Here is a 22,699-nt window from a genome sequence, read left to right as displayed (position 1 = left end):
GAGAAGGTCTCTTTTTTATTCCGTTTTTTAAGTGTTTCTTTTATACATGTAAGGAGGAATTGAGCATGGAGTACAAAAATACATTACTAATGCCAAAAACAGAGTTCCCAATGCGTGGGAATTTACCAAAACGTGAGCCTGCAATGCAAGAACAGTGGGCTGAAATGAATATTTATGAAAAGGTACAAGAACATACGAAAGGTCGTCCTTTATTTGTACTGCATGATGGACCTCCATATGCGAATGGTGACATTCATATGGGACATGCATTAAATAAAGTGCTAAAAGACTTTATTGTTCGTTATAAGTCAATGACAGGTTACTGCGCACCATATGTACCGGGTTGGGATACACACGGTTTACCAATTGAGCAAGCTTTAACAAATAAAGGTGTAAAGCGTAAAGAAATGACAGTTGCTGAGTTCCGTAAGTTATGTGCAGAGTATGCATATGAACAAGTAGAACGTCAACGTGAACAATTTAAGCGTTTAGGTGTACGTGCAGATTGGGATAACCCATATATTACTTTAGAGCCGGCTTATGAAGCGCAACAAATTAAAGTGTTCGGTGATATGGCGAAAAAAGGTTATATTTATAAAGGACAGAAACCAGTTTACTGGTCTCCAACGAGTGAATCAGCTTTAGCAGAAGCTGAAATTGAATACCAAGATAAAAAATCAGCATCTATTTACGTAGCATTCCCTGTAAAAGACGGAAAGAACGTATTAGAAGGTGATGAGAAATTCATTATCTGGACAACAACACCTTGGACATTACCTGCAAACTTAGGTATTTCTGTTCACCCAGAACTTGAATACGCTATTGTAAAAGTAAATGATGAAAAATATATTATTGCTTCTGAACTATTTGAGACAGTTGCAAAAACGTTAGAGTGGGAAAATGCTGAAGTTGTGAAAACGGTAAAAGGTAGCGAACTTGAGTATACAGTTGCAAAACATCCATTCTACGATCGTGATTCATTAGTTATGCTAGGAGATCACGTAACAACAGATGCAGGTACAGGTTGTGTTCATACAGCACCAGGACACGGGGAAGATGACTTCGTTGTTGGTAAAAAGTATGGATTAGAAGTACTTTGCCCAGTTGATGATAAAGGTGTATTAACAAATGAAGCACCTGGATTTGAAGGCTTATTCTATGATAAAGCTAACAAGCCAATTACAGAAAAATTAGAAGAAGTAGGCGCGTTACTGAAACTAACATTCATTACGCATTCATACCCGCATGATTGGAGAACGAAAAAACCAATTATTTTCCGTGCGACAGCACAGTGGTTTGCATCTATTGAAGCGTTCCGTAAAGAATTATTAGAAGCTGTTGCGGAAACAAAATGGGTACCAGCATGGGGAGAAACTCGTCTTCATAATATGGTTCGTGACCGTGGTGACTGGTGTATTTCTCGTCAGCGTGCATGGGGTGTGCCAATCCCTGTATTCTATGCAGAGAATGGTGATCCAATTATTACAGATGAAACAATTAACCATGTAGCAGATTTATTCCGTGAGCACGGTTCTAACGTATGGTTTGAGCGTGAAGCGAAAGATCTATTACCAGAAGGATTTACACATACAGGTAGCCCAAATGGTGAATTCCGTAAAGAAACAGACATCATGGATGTATGGTTCGATTCAGGTTCTTCTCACCAAGCAGTATTAGAAGAGCGCGAAGACTTACAACGTCCAGCTGATTTATATTTAGAAGGATCTGACCAGTATCGTGGTTGGTTTAACTCTTCATTATCAACAGCAGTTGCTGTAACAGGTAAAGCTCCATATAAAGGCGTACTAAGCCATGGTTTCGTATTAGATGGTGAAGGACGTAAAATGAGTAAGTCGATTGGAAACATCGTCGTACCGAAGAAAATTATGGATCAATTAGGTGGAGATATTTTACGCTTATGGGTATCTTCTGTTGACTATCAATCTGATGTACGTATTTCAGATGATATTTTAAAACAAGTAGCAGAAGTGTATCGTAAAATCCGTAACACATTCCGTTTCTTATTAGGAAACTTAGATGACTTTAAGCCAAGTGAAAATACAGTAGCTGTAGCTGAACTTCGTGAAGTAGATCGTTACATGTTAGTGAAATTAAATGACTTAATTACAAAAGTAAAAGAAGCATATGAAACATACGACTTCGCTGCTGTGTATCATGCAATTCATAACTTCTGTACAATTGATTTAAGTTCATTCTACTTAGACTTTGCAAAAGACATTTTATACATTGAAGGTGCAAACCATGAAGATCGTCGTGCAATTCAAACTGTATTATATGATGTTCTTGTTGCATTGACGAAACTTGTAACACCAATCTTACCGCATACAGTTGATGAAGTATGGCCATACATTCCGGGTGTAACAGAAGAAAGTGTACAATTAACTAATATGCCAGAAGCTGTACAATTAGATGGTGCGGAAGCATTAAAAACAAAATGGGATGCATTTATGACGCTGCGTGATGACGTATTAAAAGCGTTAGAAGTAGCTCGTAATGAGAAAGTAATCGGTAAGTCATTAAATGCAAGTATTACGCTATATCCGACTGTAGAAATGAAAACTATGTTAGAGTCTATTAGCGAAGACTTAAAGCAATTATTCATCGTTTCTGAGTATAAACTTGGTGGTATGATGGAAGAAGCGCCAGCAGATGCGCCGAAGTATGAGCATACAGCGGTTGTTGTTGCTCAAGCAACTGGTGAAACATGTGAACGTTGTTGGGTAGTTTCAGAAACAATTGGTAAAGACGCTGAACATGAAACATTATGTGAGCGTTGTGCAACAGTTGTTAAAGAAAACTATGTAAAATAATAAAAAAACTGACTGTGCGTAAGTACAGTCAGTTTTTTTATTGATGGTATATTAAAATAACTTTCACTCTCTTTCCTATGAAGGAAAAATGTGTGTGAGGTAAGCATAGAAATTTCGGACACACTAATCGTACATTGCAGCTGGGAGGAATGTACACGTGAATGAAATGTATATGGAAATCAAAGAAGAATTGCAATTGATGCGAAAAGAGTTACAAGAGAGGCTAGCTAAAGAGGTCATGCACAAATATGATACAGAGTTTAGCGAAGAGCTTGGATATGAAATTAAGGAAGAGATAAAGAAAAAACTCCTATTACATGATATAAAAGAGGACTTAAAAGATGTAGAACGTGCATTATTTAAAATGGAAATAGATATGTATGGTATTTGTGAAGAAACGGGGAGAGCAATTTCGGTAAAACAAATGAAGACGATGCCGACTGCCCGTACTATTCATGAATTTTTCTATGAAAAAGTAAATGTATGAATGCGCACAACGATATTATGTTACCTTTTTTTAATTTATTTTATTCTTCTATAAAGGTTCATTGTGAAAAGGTTACAGCTATGCTAAAATTTTGAGGTACACTGTCTTTGTGGGGGAAATGAAAATGATATATTATGTAATAGCGTTATTTGTCATTGCCATCGATCAAATATCGAAATGGCTAATTGTAAAGAACATGGAATTGGGTACGAGCATTCCGATTATCGATAATGTATTATACATAACATCACATCGAAATAGAGGAGCTGCCTGGGGGATTTTAGAAAATAAAATGTGGTTTTTCTACATTATTACAGTCGTTTTTGTAGTATTTATCGTAATTTATATGCAAAAATATGCGAAAACAGACAAACTTCTAGGGATTTCATTAGGTCTAATATTAGGCGGAGCAATTGGTAATTTCATTGATCGTGTATTTAGACAAGAAGTAGTGGATTTCATTCACGTGTATATTTTCTCGTACAACTATCCAGTATTCAATATAGCTGATTCAGCATTATGTATTGGTGTTGTATTAATTATTATTCAAACATTATTAGAAGGCAAGAAAACGAAGGAGTAATTGAATGAGTGAAGTAGTACAAGTAACAGTTGCAGAAGAACAAAAAAGTGAGCGAATTGATAAATTCGTTGCAGAAATAAACAGTGAATGGTCACGTTCACAAGTACAACAATGGATTAAAGATGATATCGTTACAGTTAATGGAAAATCGGTAAAAGTGAATTATAAAGTTAAAGAAAACGATGAAATTACAGTAACGATTCCTGATCCAGAAGAGTTAGATATCCAAGCAGAAGATATGGGCTTAGAAATTTATTATGAAGATGCAGATGTACTCGTTGTAAATAAGCCACGTGGTATGGTTGTACATCCAGCTCCAGGGCATACAAGCGGTACGCTTGTAAACGGACTTATGCACCATTGTACAGACCTGTCAGGTATTAACGGTGTAATGCGTCCTGGTATTGTGCATCGTATTGATAAAGATACATCTGGACTATTAATGGTTGCTAAAAATGATGTGGCGCATGAGTCACTTGTAAATCAACTTGTAGCAAAAACAGTAACAAGACGTTACAAAGCGATTGTACACGGTGTGATTCCGCATGATAAAGGAACGATCGATGCGCCAATTGGTCGCGATAAGAAAGAACGTCAAAGCATGACAGTTGATGAAAATGGTAAGAATGCTGTTACACACTTCCAGGTGTTAGAACGCTTTAAAGATTTTACACTTGTAGAATGTCGCTTAGAAACGGGACGTACGCACCAAATTCGTGTTCATATGAAATACATTGGCTATCCACTTGCAGGAGATCCGAAGTATGGTCCGAAGAAAACATTAGACATGAATGGACAAGCACTTCACGCAGGTATTTTAGGGTTTGACCATCCTCGTACTGGTGAATATATTCAGTTTGAGGCACCGATTCCAGAAGTGTTTGAAGACGCATTAAATATTTTACGGAAATAGTATTGACAAATCATAAGAAAACTGAGATACTGACAACAGTTAAATAATGATCCTTTAACACAGCCCCGTGAGGTTGAGAAGGTAACGGTTTGAAATACATAGGGTATGCTGTACCCTTTTTTCAAAAGTCCTCTCGCACACGCTGAGAGGACTTTTTTTATACCATTACTCTCACGCAAGAAAAAAGCTTGGAGGTGTAGAGCATGCAAGAGAAAGCTGTCGTTTTAGATGACCAAATGATTCGCCGCGCTTTAACACGAATTAGTCATGAAATCGTGGAACGAAATAAAGGTGTCGATAATTGTGTTCTTGTCGGAATTAAAACTCGTGGAATTTTTATTGCACAACGTTTGGCAGAACGAATTGGTCAAATTGAAGGAAAAGAAATGGAAGTTGGAGAACTAGATATTACGTTATATCGTGATGATCTAACACTACAATCGAAAAATGAAGAACCACTTGTAAAAGGTTCTGATATTCCTGTAGATATTACGAAGAAAAAAGTTATCCTTGTGGATGATGTATTATATACAGGAAGAACAGTTCGAGCGGCAATGGATGCTCTTATGGATTTAGGTAGACCATCACAAATCCAACTGGCGGTTCTTGTTGATAGAGGTCATCGTGAACTACCAATTCGCGCTGATTATGTAGGAAAGAATATTCCAACATCAAGTGAAGAGCGTATCGAAGTTGATTTGCAAGAGACAGATCAACAAGATCGAGTAAGCATATACGATAAGTAAAGCCCTTTTAAATGTAGTCCTGTGAGGCTGCCAAAGGGTCTTGGCTTTCATATGTCAAATTTGGCATACGAAAGTGTAGGACTCTTTGTGCACAGGCACAAAGAGTTTTTTTATTGCAAAGACTTAAACTGAAGGAGGATGTAACAATGGAACAAAAGCCAGTGTTAGACGTTAATGAAGTACCGAAACCGGGAAAATGGTTATTTTTAAGTATACAACATTTGTTCGCGATGTTTGGATCAACAGTGCTTGTTCCGTTTTTAACAGGATTGAATCCGTCAGTAGCATTAATATCAAGTGGATTAGGAACGCTAGCGTTTCTTCTTATAACGAAAGGTCAAGTACCTGCCTATCTAGGATCATCATTCGCCTTTATCGCACCGATTATAACAGCGAAAACAGCAGGTGGACCTGGAGCAGCAATGCTCGGTGGTTTGTTTGCAGGACTTGTGTACATCTTAATCTCACTCGGAATTAAGAAGTCAGGATCAGAGTGGATTATGAAATTACTTCCGCCAATCGTAGTTGGTCCAGTCGTAATGGTAATCGGTCTAGCTTTAGCACATACAGCAGTTAACATGGCGATGAACGGTGCGGATGGCAAATATAGCTTTACACACTTTTCAGTAGCATTAGTAACATTAGCAATTACAATTATCTGCTCTATATTCGGAAGAGGATTTTTCAGTATCATACCAGTGTTACTGGGCATTATCGGCGGATATATCTTTGCTTACTTCCAAGGGCTAGTAAACTTAAAGCCGGTAGCTGAGGCAAAATGGTTTGTTGTACCAGATTTCACAGTACCATTTGTAACATATACTCCGGAGTTTTCGTGGAAGATTGTACTCTTGATGGTACCAGTTGCATTAGTAACAATTTCAGAACATATCGGACATCAAATTGTACTTGGAAATGTTATTAAAAGAGATTTAATTGAAAAACCAGGTTTACATCGCTCAATCTTCGGTGATGGAATAGCAACATTGATTGCATCACTAATAGGTGGACCACCGAATACAACGTATGGTGAAAATATCGGTGTGCTAGCAATTACGAGAGCTTACAGCGTATACTTATTCATCGGATCAGCAGTATTCGCAATCATGTTTGGTTTTATCGGTAAGATTTCCGCGCTAATTCACTCCATACCAACACCGGTTATGGGCGGGAGTATCAATCTTACTATTCGGTGTAATCGCATCAAGCGGATTACGCATGATGGTAGATGATAAAACAGACCTAAGTGACAAACGAAACTTAATGATTGCATCAGTAATACTAGTAATCGGTATTGGTGGAGCGGTACTTCATGTAGGAGAATCGTTCCAAGTAGAAGGAATGGCACTAGCAGCAATTGTAGGTGTACTGTTAAATCTACTACTACCGGAAACGAAACAAATAAAACAATCTAAGCAGATTGCTTCATAATAACAACCTTTTAATTCAGTCCTGTGAGACCGGAAAGGGTGGCTTCTTCCTTGCACCCTAGTCTCACATGACTAGGGTATTTTTATGCGAAAGTTGTTATAAAAATACAAAAGTGGTAACATAAAAATCAGAAAGATGAGGGATGACGATGAGCCATTTGTTAACGATGAGTGAATTATCGGAAGTAGAAATTTCAGAAATCCTAAAAGACGCAGAAGATTTCGCGAATGGAAAAGAGAGCAAAACGACAGAGCAAACTTTTGTTGCGAACTTGTTCTTTGAGAATAGTACGAGAACGAGATTTAGCTTTGAAGTTGCTGAGAAGAGATTAGGACTTGAAGTTTTAAACTTTTCAGCGGATGCATCTAGCGTACAAAAAGGAGAAACTTTATACGATACGATAAGAACACTAGAATCAATCGGAACAAAAGCGGTGATCGTCCGCCATGAGCAAGATCGCTACTTCGATGAACTAAAAGAACAGGTAAATATCCCAATCTTAAACGCTGGAGATGGATGTGGAAACCATCCAACGCAGTGCCTACTCGATCTTCTTACAATTAAACAAGAGTTTGGAAGATTTGAAGGATTAAAGATTGCGATAGTAGGAGATGTTCGTCATAGCCGAGTAGCACGTTCTAATGCAGAAGCATTAACGAAACTGGGTGCAACAATTTACTTTGCAAGTCCAGAAGAGTGGAAAGATGAAGACAGCACGTTTGGAACATACAAACCATTAGATGAACTTGTTCCAGAAGTGGATGTAATGATGTTACTTCGTGTACAACATGAGCGTCATGATCATTATGAAACAGACATTATGAAAGAGTATCATGAGAAACACGGATTAACAGTGGAAAGAGAAAAGCGTATGAAAGAAGGAAGCATTATTATGCATCCAGCTCCTGTAAACCGTGATGTTGAAATTGCAAGTGAACTTGTTGAGTGTGAGCGTTCACGCATATTTAAACAAATGGAAAATGGAGTTTACGTAAGAATGGCTGTACTAAAACGCGCCTTACCAAATGTATTAGGAGGAATGAAACATGAATTACTTGTTTAAAAATGGTCGTTATATGAATGAAGAAGGAAAAATCGTAGCAACAGATCTTCTCGTACAAGACGGTAAAATCGCTAAGGTAGCAGAAAATATTACGGCAGATAATGCTAAAGTAATCGATGTGAACGGAAAGTTAATCGCACCTGGATTAGTAGATGTACACGTACATCTTCGTGAACCAGGTGGTGAACATAAAGAAACAATTGAAACAGGTACACTAGCAGCGGCAAAAGGTGGATTCACTACAATTTGTGCAATGCCAAATACACGCCCAGTACCAGATTGCAGAGAACATATGGAAGACTTGCAAAATCGTATTAAAGAAAAAGCGCATGTCAACGTACTACCATACGGAGCAATTACAGTACGCCAAGCTGGTTCTGAAATGACAGATTTCGAAACATTAAAAGAACTTGGAGCATTTGCTTTCACTGATGACGGTGTAGGCGTACAAGATGCTAGCATGATGTTAGCTGCTATGAAGCGTGCAGCGAAATTAAATATGGCAGTAGTTGCGCATTGTGAAGAGAATACTCTTATTAATAAAGGTTGTGTACATGAAGGGAAGTTTTCTGAGAAACACGGATTAAACGGTATCCCATCAGTATGTGAATCTGTACATATTGCAAGGGATATACTGCTTGCTGAAGCGGCAGATTGTCACTATCACGTATGTCACGTAAGTACGAAAGGTTCTGTACGCGTAATTCGAGATGCGAAACGCGCTGGAATTAAAGTAACAGCAGAAGTAACACCTCATCACTTAGTGTTATGTGAAGATGATATCCCATCAGCTGATCCTAACTTTAAAATGAACCCACCGCTTCGTGGGAAAGAAGATCACGCAGCACTAATTGAAGGTTTATTAGATGGAACGATTGATATGATCGCAACTGATCATGCACCGCATACAGCGGAAGAGAAAGCGCAAGGAATTGAAAGAGCACCATTCGGAATTACTGGTTTTGAAACAGCATTCCCACTTCTATACACAAACCTTGTGAAAAAAGAAATTATTACATTAGAGCAGTTAATTCAATTCTTAACAGAAAAACCAGCTGATACATTCGGCTTAGAAGCAGGTCGCCTGAAAGAAGGTAGAACAGCTGATATTACAATCATTGATTTAGAACAAGAAGAAGAGATTGACCCAACAACATTCTTATCAAAAGGAAAAAATACACCATTCGCAGGTTGGAAATGCCAAGGATGGCCGGTAATGACAATCGTTGGTGGTAAGATCGCATGGCAAAAGGAGAGTGCATTAGTATGAAAAGACAACTTATCTTAGAAGATGGAACAGTATTAATTGGAAAAGGTTTCGGAGGAGAAATCGAAAAGTCAGGTGAGGTTGTATTTACAACAGGAATGACTGGATATCAAGAAACATTATCTGATCCATCATATTGCGGTCAAATCGTAACATTCACGTACCCATTAATCGGAAACTACGGCATCAACCGTGATGATTTTGAATCGATTCACCCATCTGTAAATGGTTTAATCGTAAACGAAATTTGTGATCATCCATCAAACTTCCGTAATGAAATTTCGTTAAATGATTACTTAAAAGAAAGAAATATCCCAGGGTTAGCAGGAATTGATACAAGAAAATTAACGAGAAAAATTCGTCAATACGGTACATTACGTGGACGTCTATGTAACATGGATGCAGATGTAGAATACATCGTGAGCCAATTAAAAGCGACAGTATTTACAGATCACGTGAAACGCGTATCAACGAAAGATCCATACCCAAGCCCAGGCCGTGGACACCGAGTTGTACTTGTAGACTTCGGAATGAAACATGGTATTTTACGAGAATTAAATAAACGTGACTGTGATGTAATTGTAGTACCTTACAATACAACAGCAGAAGAAATTTTACGTCTTAGCCCAGATGGAATTATGTTAAGTAACGGACCTGGAGATCCAAAAGATGTACCAGAAGCAATTGAAATGTTAAAAAACATTATCGGTAAAGTTCCTTTATTCGGAATTTGCTTAGGACATCAACTATTCGCTCTAGCATCTGGTGCGAATACAAGTAAGTTAAAATTCGGTCACCGTGGTTTAAACCATCCGGTAAAACATCTTGCAACTGGAAAAGTAGCAATTACATCTCAAAATCATGGTTACGCAGTAGAAGAAGAATCAGTTAAAAATACAGAACTTGAAATTACACATGTTGCTTTAAATGATGGAACAGTAGAAGGTCTTCGTCATACGAAGTTCCCAGCATTTACAGTACAATACCATCCAGAAGCTTCTGCAGGACCAGAAGATGCAAACGATTTGTTCGAAGATTTCTTAGCAATGATTGAAAACTTCAAGAAAGAAGGGGAAGAGTTATGCCAAAACGCCTAGACATTAACACAATTTTAGTAATCGGATCAGGACCAATTGTAATTGGGCAAGCAGCAGAGTTTGACTACTCTGGTACACAAGCTTGTCAATCTCTTAGAGAAGAAGGTTACAAAGTAATCCTTGTTAACTCTAACCCAGCAACAATTATGACAGATACTGCAACGGCAGATAAAGTATATATAGAACCATTAACACTAGAATTCGTAAGCCGTATCATTCGTAAAGAACGTCCAGATGCAATCTTACCAACATTAGGTGGTCAAACAGGCCTGAATATGGCTGTTGAACTTGCGAAATCAGGCATACTTGAAGAGTGCGGAGTTGAGATTTTAGGAACAAAATTATCAGCAATCGAGCAAGCGGAGGATCGTGATTTATTCCGTACCTTAATGCAGGAATTAAATGAACCAATTCCATCTAGTACCATTATTCATACGCTAGAAGAAGCACATGAATTTGTAAAAGAAATTGGATATCCAGTTATTGTTCGCCCAGCATTTACAATGGGGGGGACAGGTGGCGGAATCTGTAGTAATGAAGAAGAACTAATTGAAATCGTATCAGGTGGATTAAAACATAGTCCGGTAACACAATGTTTATTAGAAAAGAGCATTGCTGGTTGTAAGGAAATTGAATATGAAGTAATGCGTGATTCAAATGATAACGCGATTGTAGTATGTAACATGGAAAATATCGATCCAGTTGGGGTTCACACAGGTGATTCTATCGTTGTAGCACCGAGCCAAACATTAAGTGACCGTGAATATCAAATGTTACGAAACACTTCATTACGAATTATTCGTGCATTAGGAATTGAAGGTGGATGTAACGTTCAGCTTGCACTTGATCCATATAGCTTCCAATATTATGTAATCGAAGTAAACCCGCGTGTAAGTCGTTCATCTGCACTAGCATCTAAAGCAACTGGATATCCAATTGCGAAGCTAGCGGCAAAAATTGCAGTCGGTTTAACATTAGATGAAATTATAAATCCAGTAACACAAAAAACATATGCTTGTTTCGAACCAGCATTAGACTATGTTGTTTCAAAAATTCCACGCTGGCCATTTGATAAGTTTGAATCAGCAAACAGAACACTGGGTACACAAATGAAGGCAACTGGTGAAGTTATGTCAATCGGACGTAACTTAGAGCAATCATTATTAAAAGCGATTCGTTCTTTAGAACTTGGTGTTTATCACTTAGAGTTAGAGCATTTAAAAGAGCTTGATAAAGAGACAATGAAAAAACGCATTATAAAAGCTGATGATGAGCGACTGTTTATTGTAGCAGAAGCAATTCGTCAAGGTGTAACGAAAGAAGAAATCAACAATTGGTGTGAAATGGACTTCTTCTTCTTACAAAAAGTTGAAAATATCGTAAACATGGAACGCGAAGTAAAAGCAAATGTAGGAAATATGGAAGTATTACAATCAGCGAAAGAAATGGGCTTCAGTGACCATTACATCGCCAATGCTTGGAACAAAACAGAGCGTGAAATTTACGATATGCGTAAAGAAAGCAACATAACTCCTGTTTATAAAATGGTAGATACTTGTGCGGCAGAGTTTGAATCTGCAACACCATACTACTACAGCACATATGGTGACGAGAATGAATCAGTTAGAACAGATCGTAAGAGTGTAGTAGTTCTAGGATCTGGTCCAATCCGTATCGGTCAAGGTGTTGAGTTTGACTATGCAACAGTTCACTCTGTATGGGCAATTAAAGAAGCGGGATATGAGGCAATCATTGTTAATAACAATCCAGAAACAGTTTCAACAGACTTCAGTATTTCTGACAAATTATACTTTGAACCATTAACAATCGAAGATGTAATGCACATTATCGATTTAGAAAAACCAGAAGGTGTTATCGTCCAATTCGGTGGACAAACGGCAATTAACTTAGCTGCTAAATTAGAGGCTCACGGTGTGAAAATCTTAGGAACATCACTTGAAGATTTAGACCGTGCAGAAGATCGTGATAAGTTTGAAGCAGCTCTAACACAACTTGGTATTCCGCAACCAGTTGGTAAAACAGCAACGACTGTAGAGCAAGCGGTAGCAATCGCTGACAAAATTGGTTACCCAGTATTAGTAAGACCATCTTACGTACTAGGTGGACGCGCGATGGAAATCGTATATCGTCAAGAAGAACTGCTGCACTACATGAAAAATGCGGTTAAAGTTCACGCAGATCACCCAGTATTAATCGATCGTTACATGGTTGGTAAAGAAATTGAAGTAGATGCAATTTCAGACGGTGAGAATGTATTCATTCCAGGTATTATGGAACATATTGAACGCGCTGGAGTTCACTCTGGTGACTCAATCGGAGTATATCCACCGCAAAGCTTATCTGCAAAACTGAAAGAACAAATTATTGAACATACAATTGCACTTGGAAAAGGTTTAAACATTGTTGGATTACTAAACATTCAGTTTGTAGTATTCAAAGATGAAGTGTATGTAATTGAAGTAAATCCACGTGCGAGTCGTACAGTACCATTCTTAAGTAAAATTACAGGCGTACCGATGGCGAATGTTGCAACGAAAGTTATTTTAGGTCAAGATCTTGTAGAACAAGGATATGGAACTGGTTATCACCCAGAAGAGAAAGAAGTGTATGTAAAAGCACCGGTATTCTCATTTGCGAAGCTACGTTCAGTTGATACAACATTAGGACCTGAAATGAAATCAACAGGGGAAGTAATGGGTAAAGACTTAACACTTGAAAAAGCATTATACAAAGGGTTAGTTGCTTCAGGAATTAACATCCCAACGCACGGATCAGTAATCATCACTGTAGCGGATAAAGACAAAGAAGAAGCAATGGAAATTGCAAAACGTTTCCACGAAATCGGCTATAACTTATTAGCAACAGCTGGAACAGCACAATCGTTAGCAGAGCAAAACATTCCAGTGCAAGTTGTAAATAAAATTGATTCTGAAGAATACAACTTACTTGATATTATCCGTCAAGGAAAAGCACAGTTTGTAATCAATACATTAACAAAAGGCAAACAACCAGCGCGTGATGGTTTCCGCATTCGCCGTGAATCAGTAGAAAATGGTGTAGCTTGCTTAACATCACTTGATACAACGAGAGCAATCTTACGAGTACTAGAATCTATGACATTCTCAGCTCATTCAATGAAAGAAATTACGCAAACGAAGCGTCACGAGGTGGTACATGCATGATGCAAAAGCAAAATATGATCGTCGTTAACCAAAAAGAAATCGCAAAAAACATTTACGAATTAGTGCTTCAAGGGGATCTAGTACAGCAAATGAACGATCCAGGGCAGTTTGTACACATTAAGGTAGCAGAGGGCATTACGCCCCTTCTGCGCCGCCCAATTAGTATTTGTAATGTCGATCAAGACAAGAACGAATTTACAATGCTATATCGTGCGGAAGGACAAGGAACAAAAACATTAGCGAAAAGAAAACAAGGCGAACTTGTAGATGTGTTAGGACCACTTGGACATGGTTTTCCTGTAGAAGAAGCGGAAGCTGGACAAACGGCTCTATTAGTTGGAGGGGGAATTGGTGTACCACCACTATATGAATTGTCACAGCGTCTTGTAGCAAAGGGAGTACGCGTTATTCACATCTTAGGTTTCCAAACGAAAGATGTTGTCTTCTATGAACAGAAATTCGCAGAGCTTGGTGATACGTATGTTGCAACAGTTGATGGTACGCATGGTACAGAAGGCTTTGTAACAGATGTAATTGATAGCTATGGAATCGACTTTGACATTCTATACTCATGTGGACCTTTAGCGATGCTTCGTGCATTAGAAGGACGCTATAAAGAGAGAAAAGCCTACATTTCATTAGAAGAGCGTATGGGCTGTGGCATTGCAGCATGTTTTGCATGTGTATGCCATTTACAAGCAGATCCGAGTGGACATTCTTACAAGAAGGTGTGTAGCGACGGACCAGTATTTCCAATCGGGGAGGTTGTACTATGAACAGATTGCAAGTTGAATTACCAGGGTTATCATTAAAAAATCCAATCATCCCAGCATCTGGTTGCTTCGGATTTGGTCGTGAGTATGCACAGTTCTATGATTTAAGTGTACTTGGATCAATTATGATTAAAGCGACAACAGAACAGCCTCGTTACGGAAACCCAACGCCTCGTGTTGCGGAAACACCAGGCGGAATGCTAAATGCAATCGGGCTTCAAAATCCTGGATTAGAAAAGGTAATGAATTCTGAATTACCTTTTCTCGAGCAATTTGATCTTCCGATTATTGCGAATGTTGCTGGCTCACAAGCTGAGGATTATGTAGCAGTTGCGAAAGAAATTTCAAAGGCACCTAATGTTCATGCGCTAGAATTAAATATTTCTTGTCCAAACGTAAAAACGGGTGGTATCGCTTTTGGTACGAATCCTGAAATTGCTGCTGATTTAACGAAGCGAGTAAAAGAGGTTTCTGAAGTACCGGTATATGTGAAATTGTCACCGAACGTGGCAAACATTGTGGAGATTGCAAAAGCAATTGAAAATGCGGGTGCGGACGGTTTAACGATGATTAATACATTGCTTGGTATGCGTCTAGATTTAAAAACAGCTAAACCAATTTTAGCAAACCGTACAGGCGGATTATCAGGTCCTGCGATTAAGCCAGTAGCAATTCGTATGGTACATGAAGTAAGTCAAGCGGTTAACATTCCGATTATCGGAATGGGTGGTATTGAAACTGCGGAAGATGTAATTGAATTCTTCTATGCTGGCGCAAGCGCGGTTGCAGTTGGAACAGCGAACTTTATCGATCCGTTCGTATGTCCGACAATTATTGAAGAATTACCAGCATTACTAGATGAATTAGGATTTGATCACATTTCGGAATGTCAAGGAAGGAGCTGGAAGCAAACATGTCACAGTCGTTAATCGTTGCACTAGATTTTCCAGGGAAACAAGATGTAGAACAATTCTTACACCACTTTGAAGGGGAAGAGTTATTTGTCAAAGTTGGTATGGAGTTATTCTACAAAGAAGGACCTGCGATTATTACGTACTTAAAAGAAAAAGGGCATAAGATCTTCCTAGATTTAAAACTTCATGATATTCCGAATACAGTAAAAAGCGCTATGCGTAGCCTAGCTAGTCTAGATGTTGATATGGTAAATGTTCATGCTGCTGGGGGAAGCAGTATGATGAAAGCTGCGATTGAGGGATTAGAGGAAGGTAAGCAAGAAGGAAAAGAGAGACCGATTTGTATTGCAGTTACACAACTAACAAGCACTTCGGAAGCTATGATGAAAAAAGAGATTGGCATTGAGAAAACGTTAGAAGAAGCGGTTGCTCATTATGCAAAACTAACGAAAGAAAGTGGACTTGATGGTGTTGTTTGTTCAACACTTGAAGTTCCGAAATTACGTGAAGTATGCGGAAATGAATTTGTAACAGTAACACCGGGGATTCGTCTTGCAAGCGATGATGTAAATGACCAGGTGCGCGTAGCAACACCGAAACGTGCGAGGGAACTTGGCTCAAGCTACATCGTAGTTGGACGTAGTATTACAAAAGCGGAAAATCCGCTTGAAGCGTATAAAACAGTAAAACAACAGTGGGAAGGTGTAACAGTATGAAAAAAGAAATCGCATCGCATTTATTAGAAATTGGAGCAGTATTTTTACAACCGAACGATCCATTTACTTGGTCTTCAGGTATGAAATCACCAATTTATTGTGATAATCGTTTAACTTTATCTTATCCAAAAGTACGTCAAGCGATTGCAGCTGGATTAGAAGAGTTAATTAAAGAGCACTTCCCAACTGTAGAAGTTATTGCAGGAACAGCAACTGCTGGTATTGCGCACGCTGCATGGGTAAGCGATCGTATGGATTTACCAATGTGCTACGTACGTAGTAAAGCAAAAGGTCACGGTAAAGGGAACCAAATTGAAGGAAAAGCTGAAAAAGGTCAAAAAGTAGTAGTAGTAGAAGACTTAATTTCAACTGGCGGTAGTGCAATTACATGTGTAGAAGCACTTCGCGAAGCTGGATGTGAAGTATTAGGAATCGTATCAATCTTCACATACGAGCTAGAAGCAGGAAAAGAAAAACTAGAAGCAGCTAACGTAGCATCATACTCTTTAAGCGATTACAGTGCATTAACTGAAGTAGCAGCAGAAAAAGGTATGATCGGACAAGCTGAAACGAAAAAATTACAAGAGTGGCGTAAAAATCCAGCAAACGAAGCTTGGATCACAGCGTAACACGAAAAAGACGACCGCGGGGGAACGCGGTCGTTTTTTTATAGTATTGTTAAAACTTCATGTAAAGAACAGATAGTAGGAACATCAAACTTGAGTTGCAAGTTATCCCGATTTAACCATATCCCATGCATTCCAGCTGCTGTACTACTAATTGCATCTGTTTCTAATCGATCGCCAATATAATAGCAATCTTTCATTTCAAGATTTGATTGTAATACAGTTCTTTGAAAAATTTTAGGGTCTGGTTTCGATATCCCAATTTCACTAGAAGTAAATATGTATTTGAAATATTGTAGAATGTTTAGAGTAGTTAACTTTTCGACTTGTTGCTCATATTCACCATTACTAATGATACCTAATGAGTGCCCTTTTTCCTGCAAGGTCTGTAATGTATAGTTTACATCTTCAAACTTGGCCCAGTTGTTCTTATATAGTTCTATATATTGATTGAATTTATGCTGAGATTCCTCGGGAGATAAGTTTACTCCATATGCTTTAAATAAATGATACATTCGCATACTTTGTTGTTCTTGAAAAGATAATTCTTTGGATAAAAATTTGTTGAAATATTCTTCTGATAATTCATGCCAGACTTTCGTTGCCTCTAATTCATTGCCTGAAAAAATAGTATTATATATTTGAAAAAAATCTATAATACCATTTCTTTCAGCGGCCTCATAATCAAGTAAAGTTCCATCAATATCAAAGAAAACCATATTCCTGTCTCCTTGCTAACAACTATTTAGCATTTTCCGCAACTTCATATCCTCTTACAAACAATAGCGTCATATAAGAAACAATAAATGAGAAAATGCTGTACATGCCAACCCAAAAGAAAAATTTTGGAGTAAAGGCGATAACACCTATTATTAAAAAACTAGCAAACGTTACAATCGGCATTACGTAATACGTTTTCGTCTTGCGCGTTCCAATAACAGAAACGATAAAGATAAGTAATGGACAAATTAATAAGAAGAAAATCAATTCATTCATAGTTATGTCCCCTTTTCTAATGGAAGTAATCTGTTTCTCGTAAACGTTTTGGAATAAATACTCTCTTAATATAATTTCGCTAACATTTACATAACTCCTTTTGAAAGCCAGTAATTCATGATGAATTTTACAATAAAAAAACATAAGCAAGAGAACACTTGCTTATGTTATAGGATAAACATCGCAACGATTGTGGTGACAATTAAGCCAATCACAACCGGTAAAAAATTTCGTCTTGCAAGTTCAAATGGATCCACTTTACAAATGGCAGCGGCAGGAATAAGCGCCCAAGGAATTAAAGTCCCGCCTCCGGTCCAGATTGCAGCAATTTGCCCGAGTGCTGTTAATGTAGCTGTTCCAAAAAGGTTAGCAATCGAACCAGCAAGTGAAATGCCGGAAAATCCAGATCCATCTAAACCAGTAATGACACCAACGATAGTTAATGTTCCCGCCGATACATATTGGTTTAAAGGAACAGTTTGAGATAAGGCGATTCCTAAGTCGTTAATGATTCCATGTGAACCTTTCGGTAAATAGTCTCCGATAATTTTTACAAAACCGCTATCTCCTAAATAAAAGAGTGCGGCAATTGGAATAACTGGGCCGAAAATTTTAAATCCAAATTGGAGCCCTTCTATAAAATAATCGGTCGTTTTATTCAATCCATTTCCTTTGTAAGCGATGAGGGAAATAATGATAATCATAATAACAGTCGTCCCGCCGATAAGTGCAGTTGCGTCGCTTCCTTGTAGTTTAAATTGCATCATGCAAAGGATATCGATGGCATATACGATCGGAATACAAATAGCGAGCCATTTTTTTGTCCGAGGAGATAATGAAGTGAGTGTTTTAGAAGACTCAGTTGATGGGATAGATTCTTGTATAGATAAGCCTGTATGGAATTCTTTTCGTAAGAAGAAAAATGCGACGGAAGTTGTCACAATACCCATAACGATAACGAGGGGAACACTGGCAGAAACAACGCTGGAAACAGGAAGACCAGCAGCATCCGCTGTTAATTTCGGTGCACCTTGAATAACGAAGTCACCAGATAAGGCGATGCCGTGTCCGAACAAGTTCATAGCAATGGCAACTCCAATTGGCGGAAGGCCGACGCGTACAGCGACGGGTAATAAAATAGCTCCCATTAAAGCGACAGCTGGAGAAGGCCAAAAGAAGAAAGAAATTGTCATCATCAAAAGGCCGATGATCCAGTAGGCGAGTGTAGGAGTACGAATCATCTTTGTAAATGGTGAAATCATCGTATCATTTATGCCAGTATGAACGAGTAGATTGCTCATTGATACGATAATGGAGATGATTAATATAGTTGGTAATAGCTCAGTAATGGCGTAAATGAAACTTTGAAAAATACCGCTAACGGCAAGAGGGATAGAACTTGTAGCAGTTAATGCTAATAAAAAGATAAAAACGATACAAATAATCGTCGTATCTTTCCGGAGAATAAAAAAAGTAATAATAGTGAGTAAACAAAGAATATAGAGAGCATGCAATAGCGTTAATTCAACTCCCATAACATTCACATCCTTTAGGCATTCGTGTAGTTTATTGTATGAAAGCAGTAAAAGTATGTGAGTATAGGAAAAAGAAAAAAATGAAATTTCATGTACTGTAATGGTAAGAAGTAGAAATGGATGTTACAATACAATTAATCCTAAAAATGGAATTCTAAGAGGGTTTATGCGCAAAAAAATTGGGTTTTGGGGATTCATCCTTTCTTGTAGTCTATTAATCATTTTGAATCTGTTTACAAGTAATGAATGGATCAGTATCATACCTGTTTTCGGGTTTGTATTTATACTTTTATATAACTGGGATGATATGAAACAATATAGTAAGAAAAGTATCGGATGTATGATAGGCATTATTGTTATTTGTTCATTTGTCGCAGGGATTATTTTAATAGAGGGGCAGAAGCAAATGGAGAAAATGTCTATTTTTCAAGAATGGATGTCATCTGCGAAGGGTCTTTATATTGTAATTGTAGTTGTTATTTTACTAGGGTGTGTCTAAAAACTATTTCTATGATAGGATTACCTCAAATCATTTAGAGAGGGGTATTTTCTATGACGCCACGCCGCTACGAACTTACAAATGAACAATGGGAACAAATCAAAGACTTTTTCCCACCGTATTTTACTGGTCGTCCGCCTAAAAGGAGTAATCGTGAAATGTTCAATGCTATTTTATGGATAGCTAGGAGCGGCGCTCCCTGGCGTGATTTGCCGGACCATTACGGATTATGGAAAACCGTGTATGCTCGCTTCTGCAAATGGCGTGATGAAGGTGTCTTACTGACTATTTTTCAAGAATTAAATGCTGAACCGGATCTTGAAAACCTCAGCATAGATTCAACCAGTATCAAAGCGCATCAACATAGTGCTGGTGCAAAAAAAAGGCTGTAAATCATGAGTGTCATCAGCATATTGGCATGAGTCGCGGTGGAAAAACTACCAAAATCCATGCAATTGTTGATGGTTTAGGCAACCCCATTTTATTTCATTTGACTGGCGGAAATATTTTTGATAGCACTCCTGTTTGCGAGCTTTTGGATGAAATACCGATTAAGGGCAGCAATATTCTTGGTGACAAGGCCTATGGTTCTCATACGATTCGTAACTATATTACCGATCATGAAGCAACCTATACCATTCCACCCAGGTCAAATGCGAAAGCTCCTTGGAATGTGGATTGGTATTTATATAAAGAACGCCATTTAGTGGAGTGTTTTTTCAATAAAATCAAGCATTTCCGTAGAATCGCAACACGTTATGATAAGCTGGCATCTTCTTTTTTAGCCTTTGTGTATATCGCTGCCATTTTTCGATTAACACAATGAACAACAGTTTTTAGACACACCCTAAGATTTGTTATAAGCATAGTAAGTTACATATTAAAGGAGAAGTAGAATGGGGGAGTACGAATGAGAGAGAAAATAGGGTATTATGGTGTGCTCGTTTGTTTACTATTATCAGTTATTTCAGGGCAATTTCTTAAAAGTGAATGGGTACCAATTATATTATGTATAGGAGTATTCATATTTGCTCCTATGTATCGCTGGGATGAATGGAAAGCATATAGCAGAAAAAAGAAAATTGTTTTCAGCATCGAGTTTGTCATTATAATTAGCACAATTCCGTTTTTGCTATTGAAAGGAAATGAGATCATAGACGGAATTGTAATGTTTCAAGGGTGGTTATTTATCGCGAAATTACTATATTTAATATGTATTTTAATGTCGATAGCGGTAGTCGCTAAAAAAGTAAATGAAAAGTTATTCGTTAATGAATAAAAGAAAATGCCACCTTATTCGGTGGCATTTTCTCATTTTACTGAATGAGATTTTTGCATCTTTTTAACTAAACGAATTTGTCCGCGATGATTGATTTCATCTTCAAATACGTGAAACCACTTAAAATAGTTATTCGCTCGTTTGTCATACCAAAATTCTGTCGTTTTAAATAGCCATTCATCAGGTAACGATTGAAAAGTCTCGATCGTTTTGGAACGTACTTTTTGTAATGTGTTTATTTAAAATTCTATAGGGTTTCCTTTTATTTTCTCGCGTCCAATATTTCCTAACTCAATAGCAGGTAACCACTGTTCTAATTCAGCCTCCGTTGGTTCACGGTCTTCAAAAGTATGAATCTGGTAGTAAAATTCAATAGCGGCCATATGGTACAAAAGCATGCCAATTGAATTTGCTTCCTCATCATATAAATAATCAAGTTCTTCAATTGTTAAACCTTCCACCGCCTGCATTGTTGTATAGCGAGCGTAATTCATCATGGAAACAAGTTTGGAAAATTCAGCTTGTAAACCATCTATTTTATCAATTACAAAATTCAATTTAAATTCCCCCTCTTTAAACGATGACTCCAGAGAAAGAATTCTATGTGCAGAGAAAAACTCCTTTTAAAAGGTTATGATTTTAACAAGGTATGACAATTAGTTCCCGATTTGATTTTGTAATAACTTCATATCCGTCTTTTGTAATGACAATATCATCTTCAATTCTACAACCGCCCCAGTTTGGTATGTAAATACCAGGTTCAACTGTAACGACCATACCTTCTTCTAAAGTAGCCTTACTTTCTTGGGATAGGCGAAGAGGTTCATGTATTTCTAACCCAAGACCATGACCAGTAGAGTGTCCAAAATATTGGCCGTACCCATGCTCAGTAATGTAATCTCTCGTTATATCATCGATCCTTTTCGCAGTTTCTCCAGGCTTAATTGCTTCCGTCCCACGTTTTAACGCTTCTCGTACAACATTGTATATCTTTTTGAATTCTTCTGATGGTTCTCCGATTACTACAGTACGAGTTATATCGGAACAATATCCATCGTAAAGTGCACCGAAATCTAATGTAACAACGTCGTCTTGTTCGATTATTTTATTTGATGCAACTCCATGAGGAAGTGAAGAACGAACGCCAGAAGCTACAATGATTTGGAATGAAGAGGATGTAGCCCCTTTTTTTCGCATGAAAAATTCTAACTCATCTCGTACATCATTTTCACTTATTTCTGGTTTTAGAAACGTAAGGATGTGGTGAAATGCTTCGTCAGCAATATTAGCTGCGATTTTCATTTTTTCTATTTCAGGCGTGTCTTTAATAATACGAATATTTTCGATGATTTCGCACACTTGAATTATTTCCACATGTACGTATTTTTGTAAGTTTTTATATTGTTGCAATGTCATGTTGTTTTCTTCAATTCCGAGTTTTTGAATGTTTAATTTCGATACTTGATTTGCAATTTCTTTTTCTAAATTTCCATTATGCATAATAATTTCAGCATCTTTTATTTGTGATTTCGCTTGATCTACATAGCGAAAATCAGTTATAAATACAGCTTTATCCGCAGAGATTAAGACGACGCCAGCACTACCTGTAAAGCCTGTTGCATATTGGCGATTTTCTTTTTTTGTAATCAGTAATCCGTCAATTTCATAGTTTTGTAGTTGATTTTGGATTTTATTAATTTTTAAAGTCATGTTAATTCCCCCTATTCACAGTATTAAATA

20 protein-coding genes and 2 pseudogenes are annotated in these 22,699 nt (G+C 37.7%); 17 read left to right on the top strand and 5 right to left on the bottom strand.

All coding sequences use genetic code 11. The features are described from left to right. The first annotated feature begins 65 nt into the window (after nucleotides 1–65). From ileS2 to pyrE, 14 genes and pseudogenes are all read left to right on the top strand, one after another. Complete coding sequence (gene ileS2 / locus QCI41_RS09825) at nucleotides 66–2,831, top strand: isoleucine--tRNA ligase (protein ID WP_353837550.1); 2,766 nt, start codon at nucleotides 66–68, stop codon at nucleotides 2,829–2,831. 157 nt (nucleotides 2,832–2,988) lie between these two features. Then, entirely contained in the window at nucleotides 2,989–3,318 is a 330-nt protein-coding gene (locus QCI41_RS09820; protein WP_001004658.1) for a TraR/DksA C4-type zinc finger protein, read from the top strand. 124 nt (nucleotides 3,319–3,442) lie between these two features. Beyond that, nucleotides 3,443–3,901, top strand: coding sequence for a lipoprotein signal peptidase LspA (lspA, locus tag QCI41_RS09815; protein WP_000642186.1), 459 nt, complete (start codon nucleotides 3,443–3,445; stop codon nucleotides 3,899–3,901). A 4-nt stretch (nucleotides 3,902–3,905) separates the two neighbouring features. Continuing rightward, nucleotides 3,906–4,814, top strand: coding sequence for an RluA family pseudouridine synthase (locus tag QCI41_RS09810; protein WP_098199917.1), 909 nt, complete (start codon nucleotides 3,906–3,908; stop codon nucleotides 4,812–4,814). Between the two features lie 203 nt (nucleotides 4,815–5,017). Continuing rightward, entirely contained in the window at nucleotides 5,018–5,560 is a 543-nt protein-coding gene (pyrR, locus tag QCI41_RS09805; RefSeq protein ID WP_001156490.1) for a bifunctional pyrimidine operon transcriptional regulator/uracil phosphoribosyltransferase, read from the top strand. 146 nt (nucleotides 5,561–5,706) lie between these two features. Next, nucleotides 5,707–6,991, top strand: a pseudogene (gene uraA, locus QCI41_RS09800) (uracil permease). A 148-nt stretch (nucleotides 6,992–7,139) separates the two neighbouring features. Next, on the top strand, nucleotides 7,140–8,054 hold the full coding sequence (pyrB, locus tag QCI41_RS09795) for an aspartate carbamoyltransferase (RefSeq protein ID WP_000018865.1): 915 nt from the start codon (nucleotides 7,140–7,142) through the stop codon (nucleotides 8,052–8,054). Further along, a complete protein-coding gene (gene pyrC, locus QCI41_RS09790) occupies nucleotides 8,038–9,324 on the top strand; it encodes a dihydroorotase (RefSeq protein WP_353837551.1) in 1,287 nt (428 codons plus the stop codon). The genes pyrB and pyrC overlap by 17 nt, the downstream gene beginning before the upstream one ends. Continuing rightward, the gene (locus QCI41_RS09785) at nucleotides 9,321–10,418 is read left to right on the top strand and encodes a carbamoyl phosphate synthase small subunit (RefSeq protein ID WP_000828673.1); all 1,098 of its coding nucleotides are present in this window, start codon (nucleotides 9,321–9,323) and stop codon (nucleotides 10,416–10,418) included. The genes pyrC and QCI41_RS09785 overlap by 4 nt, the downstream gene beginning before the upstream one ends. Next, nucleotides 10,403–13,621 (top strand): carbamoyl-phosphate synthase large subunit, encoded by a 3,219-nt coding sequence (carB, locus tag QCI41_RS09780; RefSeq protein WP_048563197.1) that lies wholly within the window; start codon nucleotides 10,403–10,405, stop codon nucleotides 13,619–13,621. Before QCI41_RS09785 ends, carB begins: the two co-directional genes overlap by 16 nt. Further along, nucleotides 13,618–14,397: a dihydroorotate oxidase B electron transfer subunit gene (gene pyrK / locus QCI41_RS09775; RefSeq protein WP_353837552.1), complete on the top strand. Its 780-nt coding sequence runs from the start codon at nucleotides 13,618–13,620 to the stop codon at nucleotides 14,395–14,397. The genes carB and pyrK overlap by 4 nt, the downstream gene beginning before the upstream one ends. Next, entirely contained in the window at nucleotides 14,394–15,323 is a 930-nt protein-coding gene (gene pyrD, locus QCI41_RS09770; RefSeq protein ID WP_001081053.1) for a dihydroorotate oxidase B catalytic subunit, read from the top strand. Before pyrK ends, pyrD begins: the two co-directional genes overlap by 4 nt. Beyond that, a complete protein-coding gene (gene pyrF, locus QCI41_RS09765; RefSeq protein ID WP_000083488.1) occupies nucleotides 15,308–16,024 on the top strand; it encodes an orotidine-5'-phosphate decarboxylase in 717 nt (238 codons plus the stop codon). Before pyrD ends, pyrF begins: the two co-directional genes overlap by 16 nt. Beyond that, nucleotides 16,021–16,653, top strand: coding sequence for an orotate phosphoribosyltransferase (gene pyrE, locus QCI41_RS09760; RefSeq protein WP_000711449.1), 633 nt, complete (start codon nucleotides 16,021–16,023; stop codon nucleotides 16,651–16,653). Before pyrF ends, pyrE begins: the two co-directional genes overlap by 4 nt. A gap of 38 nt (nucleotides 16,654–16,691) precedes the next feature. Here the strand turns inward: pyrE and QCI41_RS09755 are convergent, their stop codons facing one another. The 3 genes from QCI41_RS09755 to QCI41_RS09745 form a co-directional block, all read right to left on the bottom strand. Beyond that, the gene (locus QCI41_RS09755; protein ID WP_353837553.1) at nucleotides 16,692–17,369 is read right to left on the bottom strand and encodes an HAD family hydrolase; all 678 of its coding nucleotides are present in this window, start codon (nucleotides 17,367–17,369) and stop codon (nucleotides 16,692–16,694) included. A 22-nt stretch (nucleotides 17,370–17,391) separates the two neighbouring features. Beyond that, complete coding sequence (locus QCI41_RS09750; RefSeq protein WP_353837554.1) at nucleotides 17,392–17,646, bottom strand: YbeF family protein; 255 nt, start codon at nucleotides 17,644–17,646, stop codon at nucleotides 17,392–17,394. Nucleotides 17,647–17,813: 167 nt separating this feature from the next. Further along, nucleotides 17,814–19,181, bottom strand: a complete 1,368-nt coding sequence (locus QCI41_RS09745; RefSeq protein ID WP_353837555.1) for a hypothetical protein — start codon at nucleotides 19,179–19,181, stop codon at nucleotides 17,814–17,816. Nucleotides 19,182–19,281: 100 nt separating this feature from the next. On the opposite strand from QCI41_RS09745, the gene QCI41_RS09740 reads away from it, so the two are divergent. From QCI41_RS09740 to QCI41_RS09730, 3 genes are all read left to right on the top strand, one after another. Beyond that, nucleotides 19,282–19,680 carry a YoqO family protein gene (locus tag QCI41_RS09740; RefSeq protein ID WP_353837556.1) on the top strand — a complete coding sequence of 133 codons (399 nt, stop codon included), beginning with the start codon at nucleotides 19,282–19,284 and terminating at the stop codon, nucleotides 19,678–19,680. Nucleotides 19,681–19,733: 53 nt separating this feature from the next. Then, nucleotides 19,734–20,506 (top strand): IS5 family transposase gene (locus tag QCI41_RS09735; RefSeq protein ID WP_483299041.1). Its coding sequence is split into 2 segments (ribosomal slippage): nucleotides 19,734–20,064 and nucleotides 20,064–20,506, totalling 774 coding nucleotides; the frame shifts between segments, so codons are not numbered across the junction. A gap of 84 nt (nucleotides 20,507–20,590) precedes the next feature. Beyond that, entirely contained in the window at nucleotides 20,591–20,959 is a 369-nt protein-coding gene (locus QCI41_RS09730) for a YoqO family protein (RefSeq protein ID WP_001208261.1), read from the top strand. A 32-nt stretch (nucleotides 20,960–20,991) separates the two neighbouring features. Here QCI41_RS09730 and QCI41_RS09725 read toward each other — a convergent pair. Next, a pseudogene (locus QCI41_RS09725) lies at nucleotides 20,992–21,516 on the bottom strand (DinB family protein). 82 nt (nucleotides 21,517–21,598) lie between these two features. Next, on the bottom strand, nucleotides 21,599–22,669 hold the full coding sequence (locus QCI41_RS09720) for a M24 family metallopeptidase (protein ID WP_353837557.1): 1,071 nt from the start codon (nucleotides 22,667–22,669) through the stop codon (nucleotides 21,599–21,601). Between the last annotated feature and the right edge of the window lie 30 nt (nucleotides 22,670–22,699).

Source organism: Bacillus cereus group sp. MG4 (genome assembly GCF_040460055.1).
GTDB lineage: Bacteria > Bacillota > Bacilli > Bacillales > Bacillaceae_G > Bacillus_A > Bacillus_A wiedmannii.
This window is presented reverse-complemented; position numbering and strand designations above follow the sequence as displayed.

What these genes read in the sequence shown, in the direction of transcription:
- ileS2 (WP_353837550.1), top strand. Translation starts at nt 66, where the DNA reads ATGGAGTACAAAAATACATTACTAATGCCAAAAACAGAGTTCCCAATG.
- lspA (WP_000642186.1), top strand. Translation starts at nt 3,443, where the DNA reads ATGATATATTATGTAATAGCGTTATTTGTCATTGCCATCGATCAAATA.
- QCI41_RS09810 (WP_098199917.1), top strand. Translation starts at nt 3,906, where the DNA reads ATGAGTGAAGTAGTACAAGTAACAGTTGCAGAAGAACAAAAAAGTGAG.
- pyrR (WP_001156490.1), top strand. Translation starts at nt 5,018, where the DNA reads ATGCAAGAGAAAGCTGTCGTTTTAGATGACCAAATGATTCGCCGCGCT.
- pyrB (WP_000018865.1), top strand. Translation starts at nt 7,140, where the DNA reads ATGAGCCATTTGTTAACGATGAGTGAATTATCGGAAGTAGAAATTTCA.
- pyrC (WP_353837551.1), top strand. Translation starts at nt 8,038, where the DNA reads ATGAATTACTTGTTTAAAAATGGTCGTTATATGAATGAAGAAGGAAAA.
- QCI41_RS09785 (WP_000828673.1), top strand. Translation starts at nt 9,321, where the DNA reads ATGAAAAGACAACTTATCTTAGAAGATGGAACAGTATTAATTGGAAAA.
- carB (WP_048563197.1), top strand. Translation starts at nt 10,403, where the DNA reads ATGCCAAAACGCCTAGACATTAACACAATTTTAGTAATCGGATCAGGA.
- pyrK (WP_353837552.1), top strand. Translation starts at nt 13,618, where the DNA reads ATGATGCAAAAGCAAAATATGATCGTCGTTAACCAAAAAGAAATCGCA.
- pyrD (WP_001081053.1), top strand. Translation starts at nt 14,394, where the DNA reads ATGAACAGATTGCAAGTTGAATTACCAGGGTTATCATTAAAAAATCCA.
- pyrF (WP_000083488.1), top strand. Translation starts at nt 15,308, where the DNA reads ATGTCACAGTCGTTAATCGTTGCACTAGATTTTCCAGGGAAACAAGAT.
- pyrE (WP_000711449.1), top strand. Translation starts at nt 16,021, where the DNA reads ATGAAAAAAGAAATCGCATCGCATTTATTAGAAATTGGAGCAGTATTT.
- QCI41_RS09755 (WP_353837553.1), bottom strand. Translation starts at nt 17,369, where the DNA reads ATGGTTTTCTTTGATATTGATGGAACTTTACTTGATTATGAGGCCGCT.
- QCI41_RS09750 (WP_353837554.1), bottom strand. Translation starts at nt 17,646, where the DNA reads ATGAATGAATTGATTTTCTTCTTATTAATTTGTCCATTACTTATCTTT.
- QCI41_RS09745 (WP_353837555.1), bottom strand. Translation starts at nt 19,181, where the DNA reads ATGGGAGTTGAATTAACGCTATTGCATGCTCTCTATATTCTTTGTTTA.
- QCI41_RS09740 (WP_353837556.1), top strand. Translation starts at nt 19,282, where the DNA reads ATGGTAAGAAGTAGAAATGGATGTTACAATACAATTAATCCTAAAAAT.
- QCI41_RS09730 (WP_001208261.1), top strand. Translation starts at nt 20,591, where the DNA reads ATGAGAGAGAAAATAGGGTATTATGGTGTGCTCGTTTGTTTACTATTA.
- QCI41_RS09720 (WP_353837557.1), bottom strand. Translation starts at nt 22,669, where the DNA reads ATGACTTTAAAAATTAATAAAATCCAAAATCAACTACAAAACTATGAA.